Origin of the sequence: Streptosporangium sp. NPDC001559 (genome assembly GCF_042893955.1) — a bacterium.
Taxonomy (GTDB): Bacteria; Actinomycetota; Actinomycetes; order Streptosporangiales; family Streptosporangiaceae; genus Streptosporangium.
This window is the reverse complement of the sequence record NZ_JBIAVG010000005.1, coordinates 86,101-101,532: the sequence shown is the minus strand read 5'-3', so window position 1 is coordinate 101,532 and position 15,432 is coordinate 86,101. Positions and strand designations below refer to the sequence as shown.

At 63.7% G+C, this 15,432-nt stretch carries 16 protein-coding genes and 1 pseudogene; 5 read left to right on the top strand and 12 right to left on the bottom strand.

Annotation, left to right across the window (positions count from 1 at the left end; all coding sequences use genetic code 11):
* Window positions 1-443, bottom strand: a 443-nt coding sequence (locus ACFYY8_RS13175) for a hypothetical protein (protein WP_390040281.1), incomplete at its 3' end; no start/stop codon positions are given.
* Window positions 444-820: 377 nt separating this feature from the next.
* Here ACFYY8_RS13175 and ACFYY8_RS13170 point away from each other — a divergent pair.
* Window positions 821-1,222, top strand: a complete 402-nt coding sequence (locus ACFYY8_RS13170) for a hypothetical protein (RefSeq protein ID WP_390040279.1) — start codon at window positions 821-823, stop codon at window positions 1,220-1,222.
* A gap of 357 nt (window positions 1,223-1,579) precedes the next feature.
* Here ACFYY8_RS13170 and ACFYY8_RS13165 read toward each other — a convergent pair.
* The 6 genes and pseudogenes from ACFYY8_RS13165 to ACFYY8_RS13140 form a co-directional block, all read right to left on the bottom strand.
* Window positions 1,580-1,747 (bottom strand): annotated as a pseudogene (locus tag ACFYY8_RS13165) (transposase); the annotation flags it as partial.
* A 112-nt stretch (window positions 1,748-1,859) separates the two neighbouring features.
* Window positions 1,860-2,705: a hypothetical protein gene (locus ACFYY8_RS13160; protein ID WP_390040277.1), complete on the bottom strand. Its 846-nt coding sequence runs from the start codon at window positions 2,703-2,705 to the stop codon at window positions 1,860-1,862.
* 133 nt (window positions 2,706-2,838) lie between these two features.
* Window positions 2,839-3,276, bottom strand: a complete 438-nt coding sequence (locus ACFYY8_RS13155) for a hypothetical protein (protein WP_390040275.1) — start codon at window positions 3,274-3,276, stop codon at window positions 2,839-2,841.
* Window positions 3,277-3,336: 60 nt separating this feature from the next.
* The gene (locus tag ACFYY8_RS13150) at window positions 3,337-3,720 is read right to left on the bottom strand and encodes a VOC family protein (RefSeq protein ID WP_390040273.1); all 384 of its coding nucleotides are present in this window, start codon (window positions 3,718-3,720) and stop codon (window positions 3,337-3,339) included.
* A gap of 137 nt (window positions 3,721-3,857) precedes the next feature.
* Complete coding sequence (locus ACFYY8_RS13145; RefSeq protein ID WP_390040271.1) at window positions 3,858-4,067, bottom strand: hypothetical protein; 210 nt, start codon at window positions 4,065-4,067, stop codon at window positions 3,858-3,860.
* A 104-nt stretch (window positions 4,068-4,171) separates the two neighbouring features.
* Complete coding sequence (locus ACFYY8_RS13140; RefSeq protein WP_390040269.1) at window positions 4,172-4,762, bottom strand: TetR/AcrR family transcriptional regulator; 591 nt, start codon at window positions 4,760-4,762, stop codon at window positions 4,172-4,174.
* Window positions 4,763-4,861: 99 nt separating this feature from the next.
* Between ACFYY8_RS13140 and ACFYY8_RS13135 the strand changes: the two genes are divergently transcribed.
* The gene (locus ACFYY8_RS13135; protein WP_390040267.1) at window positions 4,862-5,215 is read left to right on the top strand and encodes a nuclear transport factor 2 family protein; all 354 of its coding nucleotides are present in this window, start codon (window positions 4,862-4,864) and stop codon (window positions 5,213-5,215) included.
* Between the two features lie 220 nt (window positions 5,216-5,435).
* On the opposite strand, the gene ACFYY8_RS13130 is transcribed toward ACFYY8_RS13135, so the two are convergent.
* Window positions 5,436-5,975: a nuclear transport factor 2 family protein gene (locus tag ACFYY8_RS13130; RefSeq protein WP_390040974.1), complete on the bottom strand. Its 540-nt coding sequence runs from the start codon at window positions 5,973-5,975 to the stop codon at window positions 5,436-5,438.
* 69 nt (window positions 5,976-6,044) lie between these two features.
* Here ACFYY8_RS13130 and ACFYY8_RS13125 point away from each other — a divergent pair, with 69 nt between their 5' ends.
* Entirely contained in the window at window positions 6,045-6,641 is a 597-nt protein-coding gene (locus ACFYY8_RS13125) for a TetR family transcriptional regulator (protein ID WP_390040265.1), read from the top strand.
* Window positions 6,642-6,765: 124 nt separating this feature from the next.
* Here the strand turns inward: ACFYY8_RS13125 and ACFYY8_RS13120 are convergent, their stop codons facing one another.
* The 3 genes from ACFYY8_RS13120 to ACFYY8_RS13110 all read right to left on the bottom strand — a co-directional run bounded on the left by ACFYY8_RS13120 (window position 6,766) and on the right by ACFYY8_RS13110 (window position 12,529).
* Window positions 6,766-6,969 (bottom strand): transposase family protein, encoded by a 204-nt coding sequence (locus ACFYY8_RS13120; RefSeq protein ID WP_390040263.1) that lies wholly within the window; start codon window positions 6,967-6,969, stop codon window positions 6,766-6,768.
* A 12-nt stretch (window positions 6,970-6,981) separates the two neighbouring features.
* Window positions 6,982-7,455: a hypothetical protein gene (locus ACFYY8_RS13115; RefSeq protein ID WP_390040261.1), complete on the bottom strand. Its 474-nt coding sequence runs from the start codon at window positions 7,453-7,455 to the stop codon at window positions 6,982-6,984.
* 136 nt (window positions 7,456-7,591) lie between these two features.
* Entirely contained in the window at window positions 7,592-12,529 is a 4,938-nt protein-coding gene (locus ACFYY8_RS13110) for a DNRLRE domain-containing protein (protein ID WP_390040259.1), read from the bottom strand.
* 1,012 nt (window positions 12,530-13,541) lie between these two features.
* On the opposite strand from ACFYY8_RS13110, the gene ACFYY8_RS13105 reads away from it, so the two are divergent.
* Entirely contained in the window at window positions 13,542-14,315 is a 774-nt protein-coding gene (locus tag ACFYY8_RS13105) for a GntR family transcriptional regulator (protein WP_390040257.1), read from the top strand.
* A gap of 304 nt (window positions 14,316-14,619) precedes the next feature.
* Here ACFYY8_RS13105 and ACFYY8_RS13100 read toward each other — a convergent pair whose 3' ends face one another.
* The gene (locus tag ACFYY8_RS13100) at window positions 14,620-15,060 is read right to left on the bottom strand and encodes a hypothetical protein (protein ID WP_390040255.1); all 441 of its coding nucleotides are present in this window, start codon (window positions 15,058-15,060) and stop codon (window positions 14,620-14,622) included.
* Window positions 15,061-15,182: 122 nt separating this feature from the next.
* Here ACFYY8_RS13100 and ACFYY8_RS13095 point away from each other — a divergent pair, with 122 nt between their 5' ends.
* The gene (locus tag ACFYY8_RS13095; protein WP_390040253.1) at window positions 15,183-15,368 is read left to right on the top strand and encodes a DUF397 domain-containing protein; all 186 of its coding nucleotides are present in this window, start codon (window positions 15,183-15,185) and stop codon (window positions 15,366-15,368) included.
* The last annotated feature ends 64 nt before the right edge of the window (window positions 15,369-15,432 follow it).

Below are 15,432 nucleotides of genomic sequence, written 5' to 3'. Positions count from 1 at the left end.
CCGTCATTCCAGATGGCCGCGATATCAGTCCTCCGGTCACCGTTGAAGTCCCCGGCGACCCACTTCTGGCTGGGCGCGTCAATCCAGCCACCATCACGGTTACTCCACTGAGTCCACCCCGGGAACCGCGAACCGTCCGAGAGGTAAACCGCGGTGGACAGCGTGTCGCCGCTGTTCCAGGACGCGGCGAGGTCGGACTTCCCGTTCCGGTTGGGAACGGCCAGGGCGGCGTCGGTACCGGCCTGGCTGATTCGGGAACCGGTGTCGGTCACGTTGACAGCGGCCGGTCGTGGCCCCGCGTTAAAGGTCAGCGCCGGAAGGCCGTCCGCTTGCGCGGAGGCGGTGGCCGGGAGCGGAGCGCTGACCATGATCATGCCTATCAAGGCCCCGAATATCGCCGTCCAGCGCCACACGACTGGTTTCGCTTTTCCTGAACCCGACATGGAGATCTCCTTCTCCGCTCAAGACGAGTCATCAGGGCACTGAAGGGCGCGGTCAGCCTCGCCTTTGTCCTCGTTTTGATCCTGGCCGGGTTGGACCAGATGGGCGCAAGTATTCCACTCCTCAATTTCGGCGCATAGATTATATTTCGGCGCATAAATTATACAGAGGCGTGGGGCCATAAAGCGCGGAGATGGAACATTTCGGATATCACAACCCACGATAAATAATATGGGCAAAACGGCACGCGGGGGGCACCTCGCCTTCCCGGGGGCGCGTCTCGATCGAAGGATGAGACTCCTGGTGCGACCGCTCCGCCGGGCTTCCTATGACCACAGGGCCTTGTTGGCCGGGCTGAGCACCGAACTACTACCAGCGGATGGAGCAGGGCCGTGAGGTGCGCCCGTCCGACGATGTCCTGGACGCGCTCGGACGGCACCTCGACCTGCTCGACTGGAACCCGATGGCGCAGGCGCTGTTCGGCGACCCGGACGCCCACCCGCGCCACCGGCTCAACATGCTCCTGCTGATGTTCGACGACACGCTGACCGGCGAGCGGAGCTGCCCGGACTGGGAGCGGCAGGCTCTGGACTACATCGGCATGATGCGCGCCGCCGTCGCCACCGACCCCACCCATCCGCGCGCCACCGCGATCGTCGGTGAGCTGAGCATCCGCAGCGCCGAGTTCCGGCGGCTGTGGGCCCGGCATGACGTACGCGCGTCGGTCAGCGGCACCAAGGCCTTCCGGGTCCCCGAGGCCAGCGACATCGTCCTGGACTGAGACACCTATCCGCTGCCCGGCAACCCCGGACCGGTCATGATGGTCTTCACCGCCGAACCGGGCAGCGCCGACGCGGACCGGCTGCGGCTCCTGGGAGCATTGCACGCGACCCGCTCGGTGCTCATCGACAAGCACTCCTCCCGGTAGTGCTTCGTTGTGACTCCTACCAGGATGATCAGCGGACGAGGCACCGCCGGCAGATGATCGATGCGACCAGCGTCATGAAGGCCTCGTGCATGTCGTCGCGGACCACCCAGCGGATGGGTCGACGATCCGGCAGCAAGCACCACCTCCACCGGCATCCCTTTGGCGGTGATCCTGACCGGCGGCAACCGCGACGACGTCACCCGACTGGTGCCGCCGCCAGCACGTCATGCCCGAGCCGTACCCGAGTTCCTGGGGCGGGTACTCCCAGGCGATGCCGGTGTGCGGCACGAACAGGATGCCCTGCAGGGCCAAGCGATCATCCAGGCGCTTTCGCCTTTGTCCGGCCCTGCGGGATCGCGGAGGTTCTGCGCTGGTCACAGTGGCGTCGCCGCCATCAGGTCATCGCTCGCCGATGCCACTACCGGCGTAGACCCCAACCATGATCTCAAAACGTCACTGGAGTACCGGGGCCTACGACGGAACCGGTTCGCTAGAGGCGTCCGTACGCGCGCAGGGTCTTGAGCGTGCCCACGGTGAGGTAGCCGCCCCATTCGTGCTGGACGAGAGGGGTCCACATCTCCCAGTTGGGAGCCCAGCCGCCGTCGTCGGCCTGGTCGCGCACTGCCACGTCCAGGTGGAGCTCCAGCACGGCGGTGTCGAACAGAGGCAGCCGCAGCGGCTCGGGGGCGAAGTCGAGCGGGTAGTGGACGTGGCCCGGCTGGTCGGGTTCGAGGGAGACGGCCGCCAGGAAGGCGGGCTTGAGGCGGGTGAACTCGGCCAGGGCCCGCTCCCTGTCGGGTACGTGCTCCAGGAAGGTGAGCACGGCGCGGGCCTCGTACTGCTGCATCTTGTCGAGGCCGGCGATTCGTGACCAGCAGAAGTCAGTGGCGGGCCCGAGCCACGGGTGGGTGACTCCGTGCTTGTGGAGCAGGCCTGCGAGGGGTGCGGTGGGGTTGAGGTTGGCGGGCGGGTCGGCGTCGGTCTGCCACCAGGGGGCGCGCGGCGCGTCGGTGGGCAGCATGAAGGGCACGCCGCCTTCGGGCGTGCTGATGCCGGTCAGGTAGTCACAGGCGGCGGCCGTCATCGGGTCGGCGAACGCGTCGAGCTCGTCCAGCAGCCAGAACGCGATCTCGACGGGCTGCGGCTGGCTGCCGGAGCCGCGCAGGTCGGGCTCCAGCGCGTGGCCGAAGCCGCCGTCGGCGTTCTGGTAGCCGCGCAGCGCGTCGAGCACACGGGCCCGGGAGCCGCCGCCGAACAGCGCCTCGAACCTGAGCCTGTCGAGAAGCCTCGCGTGGAGCAGCAGGTAGCCGCTCGCCCGGTGCAGAAGGTCGTTCATGCGAGCGACGATACGCCGTCGGCCTCGGGCTTCTCTTGCACGAATCGGTCATCTCACGACGTGGCCAGAAGGGCAGCGACCTCGGCGGCCGTGCTCTCGGCGCCTCGCACGCTGACGTGCCGGTTGGCGGCGATCACCAGCACGCCGCCGGGGCGCGGAAAAGGGGGGCCTGCAGGTCGAACCGCCCGGTGGCGTCGCCACCGAGCCGGACGACCACGGGCTCCGACGCTCGCGTGGCGGCCTGACCACCAAGCTGCACCTGGCCGTCGAGCAGGGCGAGAAACCAATGTCGATCGTGATCACGGCCGGGCAGCGTGGCGACTCTCCGCAGTTTGAACCCGTACTGAAGAAGATCCGCGTGCGTCGCCTGGGGCCGGGCAGAGCGCTCACCAGTCGGAACGCAGTCGAGCGCGGCATCGATCGCCTCAAGAGACACCGCGCCATGGCCACGAGGTACGACAAACTCGCGGTCCGCTACGAGGCAACTGTCCTGGTAGCGGCCATCAATGAGTGGCTGTGACCAGCGCATTCGACGCCATGCCCGCTCCGAGGCGGCCAGCAGCTGATGCACCGCTCGACCCGGCCCGAGCGGTACGGCGCCCGACGGGGGATACCTGTCACGCCAGTGATGTCAGGGAGACGTCAGGCAGAAGGGGTGGCCAGCCGGATCCAGGAGTACCCGCCAGCGTCCGTCGCCGGGCTGATGGTCCGGTTTGGCCGCGCCGAGTTCCAGCGCCAGCTCTTCCATCGCATCGAGGTCGTCAGCGCGGAAATCCAGGTGGAACTGTTGTGGCACGTCCTGACCCGGCCACTGCGGAGCCCGGTATCCGTCAACCCGCTGGAATCCCAGATCACAGCCGGAGCCGTTCGTCAGAGCGACGAACTCGCCCGTACTGAAGAGCTCGCGCATCCCGGTCAGTGCACCGTAGAAGCCCGCCAGCGTCTGCGGGTCGGCACAGTCCAAAGTCACCCCTCGCAGTTCAGCGCCTGGCACTATTCGCTCCTTCGGGTCCACGCGTCTGTCTCCGTAAGCCGCTGCACGCGATCACCGGCCCACAGCCACACCGTACTCGCCACATCCACCGCTGAAATAGCGGTTTACCCCTGCCTCAGAGCAACGGGTGGCTATGACCGACGCTTTCGACACACGCCTTAATAGCGGATCGCGTTGACGATCTCACGCAGCTCGTAGTTGCCCTGGTGGCCGCTGAAAGACTCACGTAACGCACTCTCAGACCGGTCCGGGGTGGTGAGCTGGTCCAGCGTGAAGGCGGCGTCCCGGGTGAGGCAGAAGCTGATGCCGTCTGCGAGCGTCCGGCCGGTGGGGTACGGCGCCTGCGCCTCCGGCGGTCGATGACTCACCAGGAATCTCACCTTGTCGAAAGCCCTGGATCGTCCCGCGCGTCGTTGGCGCCTCAGGCAGCCAACTCGCGGTCTCCCATCAGCGATTGATCCGTGGCCCGCGCTCAGGTGCGGTAGGCCTCAAGCAGCGTGTCGACCTCCGCGCTGACGCGGGCGAGGTCCTGCTCCGGATCAAGGGAACGGGCAAGGGCGAGGGCCGCCTCGCACAGCACGCCGAGAATGAGGTGGCTGCGCAGTTCGGAGTTCCCGGGGCGAACGCTGCCCTCCTGCTCCGCCCGGCGAAGTCCGGCCACCAGCAGATGCGCCACGTGTTCTTCCTCGATTCGTCTGACCTCGTCGCGGCCTAGAACAGTCGGCGCGTCGAGGACGATGACCTGCCGAACGGCCGGCACCAGACAGGCACGCAGGAACGCGTGTGAGCCCAGCCGTACCGCCTCCCAACCGGTTGACGCGCCGTCCGCCTCGGCGTGCAACCGCTCGGCAAGTTGGCGCTGCGCATGGGTGAACACGGCAGCGAACAGGCTCGGTTTGCCGTCGAAGTGGTGGTAAACAGCGCCTTTGGAGACCCCCGCTGCGGCGGCCACCTCGTCGATCGAGACGTTCGCATAGCCATCGTTGCCGAACAGCTCCCCTGCCGCCGTCACCAGCGTCGCCGTCGTCGTACGCGACCGGTCGACCTGTTTGCGGCTGCCCATGCGCCCCCCACTTGACCCTCGAACCTGCGGGCGCTAATTTACCGACCTCAAGTACGTACTTCAAGTACGTACTACAAGTATGTAGATCAAGGAGCTGTCATGTCTGACTTCGTTAACCGCTGGGCGACCTTCTGGGCAGCACCCGACCCCGAACAGGTGCACACCCTGTCGGCGCCCGACATCGTGCTGCGTTACCCGGGGAGGCCCGAACCGCTCAACGGACTGGACGCCTGGAAGGCCCAGGTGGCCTCGATCGTCGAGCGCTTCCCGGACGTGCGGCTGTCGGTGACCCACCACGCGACCGACGGTGACCTGTGCTTCATCAGCTGGCAGGCCACCGCCACGGCCGGCGGCAAGGCCATCTTCTGGGAGGGCATCGACCGCATGCTCCTGAAGGACGGTGTCGTCATCGACTCCATGGTCGCCTTCGACACCGCAGGGCTACGCCGTTGACCCGTAGGAAGCAGTGATGCTCGGGCTGCCCTGGCGGATGGACGCAACCCTGGCAGCCCGAGCCTGCCAATAGTCCTGATCTTCGTACCCGCCGCCCACCATCTGATGAGGCGAGTTGCACCCACGGCAGCGGTGTACGAGTTTGACCTGGTCACAAGCCTGGCGCCGGGAAACGGGGGCGGCTTCGCCGAGCGTTCGCCGGAGACCTGACCTCCGGCTCTCACGCAAGCGTTCGGGCGCGAGACTGCATGGAGCGAATAACGGCGACGTCGATGCCGATCTGCTCGGCGAATGCCCCGGTGTCCCAATATGAGCGCACCCGCGTGATCAGGCCTTCACGGTTGAAGGAGAAGAACGCGGCGATGTCCATCCTGTACGGCCGACCACGTGTTGGGCCGGTGACAGAGTCGTCGGCCAACCCCGGCGGGACGGTGAGGGTGCCGGTCTCGACGAACTCGCATGCGACCGTTTCGCCCTCGACCACGGTCCTGACCACCTCCTCGTGGATGTCAGGGGTGACTTTGCCGAAGAGCATCGACCACACCGGCCGGATGTTCTCCTTGCCCTGGATCGGCTCCGGGTGGTGGGGAACTGGATGATCACGTCGTCCGTCATGAGCGCGAGAACGGCATCCACATCGTGGCCGTTGTACGCCTCCCAGTAGTGATTCATGACGTCTTCGAGGCTCATAGCCGTCTTCCTCCCGCTTGGTCGTGTGCAGGCAATCGCCGTACGCAGAAGCTAATGGCAGACATGCCATTATGGCAACCCTGCCATTTGGCAGGTCTGCCATTTGGCAGGTCTGCCAAATCGTGCTACGGTCTCGACCGTGACAGCCCGTGATGCCGAGTCCAACCTGCGCGAGCGCCGAAAACGGCGTACTCAAAACGCGATCATCGACGCGGCCCTGCAGCTGTTCGAGGAGAAGGGGTACGACGCCGTACCGGTGGAGGAGATCGCGGCGGCGGCCGACGTGTCGCCGCGGACCTTCTACCGCTACTTTCCCGCCAAGGAAGACGTTCTCGTGGTCGACCCTGAGGTGGAGACCGCGATGAGGGCAGCCCTCGCCGAGCGCCGCCCTCACGAAACGGACGTGGACCTCGTGGCGCGGTCGATGATCACCGCGCTGGCCGCCCGCCGCCCCGAACGCGCACGCGGCGCGTATCACCTGTTCAACGCCACACCGGCACTCCAAGCTCGCATCCACCAGTTGGTGTGGCGCGACCAGGAGCACGTTGTCGAAGCCCTGCTGGCCGGAGTGCCCCGGACTCCCGAGGCCGAGCTCCGCGCGCGTGTCATCACCCACGCCGTCACCGGAACGATCCGTGTGGCGCTTGTCGCCTGGATCCAGTCCGGCCGGCGCAGCACCGTCGTCGCACATTGCGAACAAGCCCTGACGTTCCTGCGCGAAGAGTTCGCGCACTGACAGGGTGTTTCCGGATGCCTGGAAGCGGCCAGAGGCTCCGACCAGGCCTCGCCAGGTGAAGCCTGCGCGCCAGATGGACGACGAGATGGCGAGGACGGCAAACGCCGTTACACCGTCCAGCAGATCACCGACGGGTTCGACGCCACCCGCCCCACCATCTGCCGACGCCGCACCGAAGCTGGCGGATGGTCAGTGCGGTCAGCACGGCCCACCCGCCTGCAGGCAAATCCTGTAGCAGCCGCCGATAACGGCCGTGAACGCGTGAGGACGGTACGCCGCACGCTGGGCAGTTCGCCGCAGCCTGTCCCGGCGACGAGGCGCTGATCACGACAAAGGAAGATCAACCTTCAGGCCAGAACCGAACGAGGTAGAACTCCAAATCATAGGAGGTGATCTGGGGATCGCTTTTCGTCGGCTCTCTCAACTGCCGCATGCAGGCATGAACCCCCCACCTGGCCTGGCGGCGCCCCAGATCGAAGACCACCAGGGGCGGGAAGTTCTCCCTCCAATCTGTCAAACACACCTTTCCTGAATAGAGCGAAAGCTCTCCCCTCCACTCCTTGGTCCATGTCTCCGAGGGGGGCGACGGCCCGTCCCAGAGCTCGAACCGCACATCCACCACCTGGTCCCTGGTGTCGACGGTAACCCGGGCGCCATTACCGGCCGGAGCGAACCAGCCCTCTACCGCGACATGGTCCCAAGGGGCCACCGCATCAGCCGCGGCCTCGCCTAACAGGACCTCTTCGTCGATGACAAGGAATGTTCTGTTCGAGACCTGCACTGTGTCGGTACAGGCCGTCACCATGTTCGCCATTCACACATCAACGCCTTCCATAACTAGGTGCGAACTACGATGGGACTACCATCGAGAAGGAAATATCCCATCACGAAAAAGATCTCGTCCAGACGCGCCGGATGACAGCGCGCCTGGACGAGACACTTGATCATCCTTACTGGACGTCCACCCAGAAGATGTCCGTCAACAATATCCGATTGTTCTGGTACCACGCGTTGAGAACGTCTCCGTGTTCCTCGTTCTCATCCCCATCGACCAAGGCTACGGAGTAGTTGTGCGGAGGATTCGCATATGCCGCACCCTGTCGAGTCGACGCGAAAGGAAATTCGTCACAGCCCTTCCCTTCAGGCCTCCTCCTCCCGAACTCCAAGTCACACGTCGATGTAGCTGCCGCCCGGTTCGCGTTTCTCCTCGTGGAGTATGGCTCTCTCGTGAGGAAAGAATTCTTCCCGTCACCTATGGCCCCCCACCCAAATCCAGGAATTTCTTTGAGAGAGGTGATTCTGGGGAAGGCGCGCCCTCCAGGTTTCGGATCGGTCCCATTCCCACCGTTAGTCAGAGCTCGCTTGATGTGGTCGTATACCTCAGGGAACGTCACTCCCCTTGCGCTCACATCGTTCCTGTGCATGACGATCGCGGGTATTCCCTCCAGGATGACGCACCCTCCCTTGCCCACACCGTTGTGCCACGTGTTAAGCGATTTGGCTCTGTCGCAGCGAATAGTATGGGGACGATCGCTCTGCGCACTTTTCTTAACGCTGGCCACGATGTAGGGGAAGCGCATGGCCCCAGTAGCCTCAATCGTGCACCCGCCCATCTCGTCGGGGCCACTGGTTCCAGTGGACCTGAAGGTCTCCGTCGTGTGCCACTCCTGGGTGTTCGCCACCCATTCGTCGAGTGTGTGCTCCCCGGTCATCCCGACGAGGTTCTTACGTTCGCAGGTACCCGGGTTGCCGGGAGCACTCGAATCCTTGACGACATAGGAGAATTCGACTGATGCATTGCTCAGACTTCCGGTTCGAGTATCCACTGATATCTTCCGGGACACCTCAAACTCACGACTATCCACATTCGTTGATATTCGATAAAGGTAGCGCCCGGTAGCCTCACCAATCTTACTGGTTCCGACATACTGACGACCATACCACGCCAGCTCTATACAATAGGAGAAACGATTCTTGACGTACCCCTTATTGGACCCGATGTCGGGAGCCGATCTGCATTCGTTGTAAGTTGCCTGAGGAGCATGTGCCCCCTCGACCGGTAATATGCTCTTTAGATAAGCAGCGGACTTCGGAGAGGCGGCGAGCCCCGAAGTGCCGGTCGAGTGATTGGCCTGCGGATTTTTCTCCTGAGCGACGGTGAGATTCTGCCAGTTCGACCATGTGCCGGAAACACCGTCGGCAGTCGCGCGAGCGCGCCAACGCACCTTCCACCCGTCGGCCAGTCTCTTCCCCGGGATTCGGAGGAGTGCGGTGGAGCCGGAGGAGACGTTCTCGGCGACCCCGGACCAGATCACCCCCCTGCCTTGCGACGACGCCTTCGGATCATGAGCTACCTCAACGCTCACCGCCGAACGACGGCGCCTGGAATCCAGGACGCCCACCATGAAGTATGGCGTTGTCGTTGATGTAAAAGCATGGCCGTCCTGTAGGGTGAACGGCCGCACCCACGATTTACCAACGGTCGGTACCGAGGCGAGTGTAGGTGTAGCCGACGGCGACTTCGCCCGTCCGCCCGTCCCTTTCGAGATTCCAGACGACGGGGTTGAAACTGTCGTGTCCGGGCCGGACGCCGACGATGTGGTGGAGGCAGCACCGCTGGTGTACGTCACCTTCAGCACTGGCAGACGGGTGTTGGGGTCCTCCTCGCTTTCGGAGGCGTAGTAGCTACGGTCGTACACCGGAGCGGAAGCCGACTCGTCAACGCTGCGCAACAGCAGACCATGGTTGGCCTGACCTGACGCCCAGTCCCGCACCACGCCGGTTACCGGCCACTTCCAGGCGACCTCGCGCGGCGGATTGTCCGTGCATCCACCGGGATCCCTGGCGACCACTTCACCGCTGGTCGTAGTCGAAGGCTGGTTGCCCCAGCTCAACGTGGCGGCATCCCATGCACCAGTGACCCGCTGCGCTTTGATCCCCGAACCGCTGTCACCACAACCGTAGGAGTAGGCGTTCCACAACTCCAGCCTGGCATCGACGATCGTCTTGCCCGCCAGAGAGGAAGTGTCGAACTTCAGATACGTACGCTCAACGTCCTTCACAGCTCCGTTGCTGTACACACCGGTCCACAGAACGCTTCCCTCTGAGGCAGAGGATCCCTGGTCGTCGATCCAGGTATCCGTCTGCACCGGCAACGAGGCAGTCTGCTGAGTGGGTTGATCCGTCGGGGTAGGGCTCGCGGTGGGTGACGGAGTGGAGCCCGAACCGTCCGTATAGGTCACCTTCAGCACTGGCAGACGGGTGTTGGGGTCCTCCTCGCTTTCGGAGGCGTAGTAGCTACGGTCGTACACCGGAGCGGAAGCCGACTCGTCAACGCTGCGCAACAGCAGACCATGGTTGGCCTGACCTGACGCCCAGTCCCGCACCACGCCGGTTACCGGCCACTTCCAGGCGACCTCGCGCGGCGGATTGTCCGTGCATCCACCGGGATCCCTGGCGACCACTTCACCGCTGGTCGTAGTCGAAGGCTGGTTGCCCCAGCTCAACGTGGCGGCATCCCATGCACCAGTGACCCGCTGCGCTTTGATCCCCGAACCGCTGTCACCACAACCGTAGGAGTAGGCGTTCCACAACTCCAGCCTGGCATCGACGATCGTCTTGCCCGCCAGAGAGGAAGTGTCGAACTTCAGATACGTACGCTCAACGTCCTTCACAGCTCCGTTGCTGTACACACCGGTCCACAGAACGCTTCCCTCTGAGGCAGAGGATCCCTGGTCGTCGATCCAGGTATCCGTCTGCACCGGCAACGAAACCGTCTTCTCCTCTGGCGGATTGGTCGACGTCGTGTCGGGACCGAGAAGTTTCAACTCGTCGGCATAGAGGACCGGGGTCGACTGGTTGGCTGAAACCGTCAGTTTGACCTGTGCCTTCGCAGCGTTTCCTGGCGGAAAGTCCTGCTCGCTGACTGGAGTCCACGTGTCGGCTGGCAGGGAGTGGCTTGACGTGCTTGAGCTGATGAGAGATCCCGCCGAATCGAACCAGTCGATGCCGTACTGGATCGTGGTTTCTGCGCCTGCGGGATAAAACCATCCGCTGACCGCATGCAGGTAGCTGGGGTGTACGGCGATGTCGGCTTCGGACCGAAGCACAACCTCCGTCCCTCCATTCTCAGGCGTGATCTTCGCCGATGACATTCCGCCTGTCTCGTGTGCCCGATCCGGCGACTGTTCCAGTGCACCACTCGTCACCGTCCATGGGCTGCTCTCCGTCTCGAAGAACGGGTTCGCGTTCAGGACTCGGGTCGGCTGCAACGGGGTGGGCAACGGGTTGGGTGGAGGAAGCGTGTCCGGGGGCGAACCAAGATTCGGTTCGGCACCTTCCTCGATCTCTGCGTCGGAGAGTCCTTCGGGAATATAGGCATCCAACAGCCGGGCTCGAGCGGAACTTCTGTTGGCGATGGCGTTCTCAATCGCCTGTTCAGGGGAGATGACGTTTCCAGGAGGAGTGTCGTCGTAAACGTTTCCGGCATCCACCCACGCCTTGTCCTCGGCATAGGACGTTGAAGGTATCTGCTGACCAGCGGGGTAGTCACGGATGACGTTCAGGTACTCGGGGTTTTCGTACTTGACGAAGATGACAGGGCCTCGGCCGCTGGTTCCGACCCATTCGGCTGAAAGGTACTCGCGGTAGTTGAAGACATTCTCGTTTTCGGCGCGGACCTGCAGGCCGTAGTTGGGCTGGCCGTTGGCCCAGTCCTGGACGATGCCTTCGATCGAGTAATAGATCTCCTGAGAGGGCAGTCCCGGGCAGGGCTGGTTGGCGTCGTTGCGACCCACCCCGCTGCCCTTGAGGCCCTGGCCGGCGCTGGTGGTCGAGGGCTGGTAGCTCCAGTCCAGAGTGTTCATCGACCAGTCAGAGGTGATGCGCCGCACGGCGATGTTTCCAACTTCGGCCCCGCAGGCATGAGCGCGGTAACCCCACGGCCGAACATCGGCGTTGAGGATCTTCCTGCCCATGAAAGGCGCGTCGGTGAGGTTGAAGCGGATGTAGCTGCGCCAGATCGCACCGCCGCCGTTGCCAGCCACCAGTGTGTCCATGAACTGGTGAGGACCGCCCTGGTGCCAGGTGTCGTTGTTGACGAAAGTGTCCGATGGCATGCCGGGGCCGTACCAATCGGTGGAGTCCAGCAGCAGCCTGACCGGGTAGGTCACCTTCGGGTCGTTCAGGAAGGCCATATCCGGGGCGAAGGCCAGTTCCGGCCCTTTGGCGGTCTGTTTCACAGCTGTTGGAACCGTGCTCACCTGTCCGTCGCCCAGAGGTCCGGCCTGGTCCGCAGCCGTGGCATCCAGCAGCAACGCCGGAGTCAGTGGGGCGGCCCTGCCTTCCTTTCCGTCGCCGTCGACCGCTGGCAGGGTCGCCCTACCGGAGGAGTCCTTGCCGTAGGCGACGTCCTTGGGCAGTTTCACCGGAAGGCGGAGGTCGAGTTTTCCGGTGGGGCGCCGACGGATCACGATCTCCTGGCGCACTCCGGTGGACGTGACGGTGACGACCAGGTCGACGTCCTGGCCATAAACCGACTGGTAGGTGGCCGAACCGCCGGACAGTTCCGGCTTGGGCAGCGCGTTCGGGACGCCAAGGGTCGTCTCGCCCTTGGCTGTCCTCGCCTTGGCCAGAACGGTGTCGCCCCCTGCGGACAGCGTCACGTCCAATGTGGAGACCTTGGGCCTGACGACCCCGCCCTCTTCGATCAGTGTGGTGTCGACTGCCTTCCACGCGCCGTCTTTTTTGACGCGAACGGGGGCGGCGTAGACATAGGTGCCCATTGTCTTGCCATCAGGGTTGGCGACCGTGGTCGTGTTCTCTGTGTACAGCGCTTCGATCTCGACTTGTTTGTTCTGTTGTTTTGCCTGCTTTTTGGCATTCTCCACGGGATCAGAGACGGCTACTGGTCTCGAGGCGGGAATGGCGGAGGCTGACGGAGGAGTGGGGGCAGCGGCGGCGGGCACCGTCAGCAGTGATGCGGACAGCCCGAGAGCCGCCGTCAAAGACATACGGCGATAGACGCGGACTAACACGCCAGACCTTGAGTGTTTAGGTTTCACTCCAACCTTTCCGATAGATCGTCACAGGACGAAGCGATCCTCACACGCCAAGAACACCCAAGTAAAGCAAATTGAAATTATCCGAACAAGAACAACCTCTCACGTGACAACAGCTTCACTATTTGTAATTTGGTCATGGAATTTAAATCCTAAACAAGGATGACCTAAAATTCGAAGCACAACAGGCGAGGTGATCCAAAATTCAACCTTTATTGCATTCGCGCACGCCCGAAACCACCTCGGATCAAGCGGGTCGAGATATGGGGGAACCAGCAGCCGGAGCGTCAATGAGTAAGGGTTTGGCTTCGCGTCCTTGAACGCTCAAAGCCACACCGATTCTCGCCACACCGCTGGCCCCGAGGAGGCGCCGCGCTTGAGCAGGGGAAACAGAACATGAATTTTTTACTCAGCCGCCGAACGAGCGATCGGCTTCCACTGGAGGCGTGCCTGAGGCAAGGCGAATTCTTGCTTGTGCCGAATGCGCGTGCGAGTCGGGATACGACTGCGACACCTTCACTTTCGACCCGGTCGTTCTCTCCGGGGTCCCGCACTTCAAGGCGCAGTCCGGTCTCCCAAAGCGTCATCTGCACGGTCACGGTCGCCGTGGGCTGATTCCGCCGAACCGCATCCTCGGTAAGAGCTGCGGCCACCTGTTGAACCGCATCAGCGAGGTCGAGATGAGCGGCTAGAGCAAGGTTGCGCGCCCAAGCTTGGATGGTTTCCACCATCTCTGGCCGGGCGGGAATCGTGGCTTCATACACCGACCCTCCTAGATACCCTGCTTCACTTCACGGTACCCAGCTTGCTGAGCAAGATAGCCTGCTGTCAAGCTGGAATCGTGGATCAGTCAGGCGCCCTGTACCTCGCTATCGCAGATCAGCTCCGTCAGCAGATCGTCAATGGCGAACTGGCCCCCGGAGCCGCCCTCCCCTCACAGACGGAAATCGCCCGACAGTTCGGGGTTTCCGATGGTGTCGCGCGGAAGGTCATCCGGACGCTGGTCGTCGAGGGGCACGCCGTCGCACGTCCAGGAGCGGGGACGTTCGTGCGGGAACGCCCAACTCCCCGAAGACTCGTCCGCTCCTGGCATCGCTCTCTGCGCGGCGGCAGCCCCTTCGCCGCCGAGATGAAAGCCCAAGGAGTGAACGGCGGCTGGCAGTACAGCAGCCACACCGAGACCGCACCACCCGCCGTACGGCAAAGACTGTTGCTCACCGAGAGCGACACCGGGCCGGACGCGATCAGAACCGACTACGTCTTCACCGCCGACGACGAACCGGTGATGCTCTCCACAAGCTGGGAACCCTTCGCCCTGACCAAGGGAACACCCATCGTCCTTCCCGAGGACGGCCCCTACGCCGGACGCGGCGTCGTCGAACGCATGATGGCGATCGGCATACGCATCACCCACTCCGCCGAGGCCATATCCGCCCGGATGGTACTGACCGCCGAAGCGACCCGCCTGCAGATGGCGCCGGGCTCGATCGTCCTCACCATCGAGCGCACCTACTGGGCCGACGAACAACCCGTCGAAACCGCCGACATCGTGATCCCCGTGGACCGATACCAGGTGATCTACGGCACAGCGATCGACGAAATACCGCAGACCTGAGACACCCCCACGATCAGGCGCGTTTACCGGTTGCCCAGCCCCTGCCGCACCAGCGCGAGGTAGTGCCTCCCGTCCAAGGGCTTCTTGGGCTCCTGCGGCCTTGCCGTACGCCCACATTCACCTGTTCGCCTGTGGACAACGGTGTCGTGAGTTCTACGCTCGGGTGAGACCGGGTCCAGACGAAAGCCTTGGATGTCAACACGACGCAGGGCTACCTGTCCTCAATGGTCACCCGACTCGCATAGATGAAGATCATGGACTCCACGGTTTCGGGGGATCGCCCAGGCCGCGAACCCCGAGGTGATCAAACGCCAGGGTGCGAGCGCCGAAAACCATGACCTTCAGAACCACCTCGCCGCTGTTTCCAGACGATCCGATCCAGCGCCTCCGCCAGTTCGGCGGCAGAGGTGACTTGGACGCCTTCATGCTCTATCGACTGGTCATCCCGATCAACGCGTGTCACGTCCAACGTGCCGCCCCGGAAGACCGCGATCACACACTCGATCGAAGCCCGCTCCAGCTGAAGGACGTAGACGGGATCCATGCCGGGGGCGTCGAACGGACCCCTCACGGTAAGGGCGATCCCGTCAGCAGCCAGAGCACCGGATCGATCACGCCGCCATCGCTCCACCGCTGCGACGGTCGGCTCGTTCTCTTCACAAAAGTGCGGATCATCCACAGTCCGCGATTTTTGCAGTGTCCGAGCAGCCGCCTCCGCGATGAGCGCCAAGAGCACGTCCGTCACCACCGGTCCGTTGGTGGGTAGGAGCCCGGTCGGCCCGGGGAACCGGGGACACCAATCGGCGCCTTCGGCGCCTGACCACTTTCACTCCCAAGGACCCTGGCACCATTCACAGCGCCGGGGTCTTGTTCGTACGGCGGGAATCAGGTTCCCCGAGAAGGCGGGGAGCAGCCATCTCCCCTGACCTGTCCAACGCCGAGTTCCGCAAGAGCAGCCTCAGCGGCACCCACGACAACCGCGTTGAGGTCTCCACCAACCTCCCCGGCCTGGTCGCCGTCCGCGACAGCAAAACCCCTCCGGCCCCGCCCTAATGTGATCCGGGCAAGGGCCACGCCAACGAACGGGGGACGGTCACCTGCGCCTGGACGAGATGCT

Coding starts and splice junctions, on each gene's coding strand:
- ACFYY8_RS13115 (WP_390040261.1), bottom strand. CDS start 7,455: ATGGCGAACATGGTGACGGCCTGTACCGACACAGTGCAGGTCTCGAAC.
- ACFYY8_RS13160 (WP_390040277.1), bottom strand. CDS start 2,705: ATGAACGACCTTCTGCACCGGGCGAGCGGCTACCTGCTGCTCCACGCG.
- ACFYY8_RS13130 (WP_390040974.1), bottom strand. CDS start 5,975: ATGGCATGTCTGCCATTAGCTTCTGCGTACGGCGATTGCCTGCACACG.
- ACFYY8_RS13135 (WP_390040267.1), top strand. CDS start 4,862: ATGTCTGACTTCGTTAACCGCTGGGCGACCTTCTGGGCAGCACCCGAC.
- ACFYY8_RS13140 (WP_390040269.1), bottom strand. CDS start 4,762: ATGGGCAGCCGCAAACAGGTCGACCGGTCGCGTACGACGACGGCGACG.
- ACFYY8_RS13170 (WP_390040279.1), top strand. CDS start 821: ATGGAGCAGGGCCGTGAGGTGCGCCCGTCCGACGATGTCCTGGACGCG.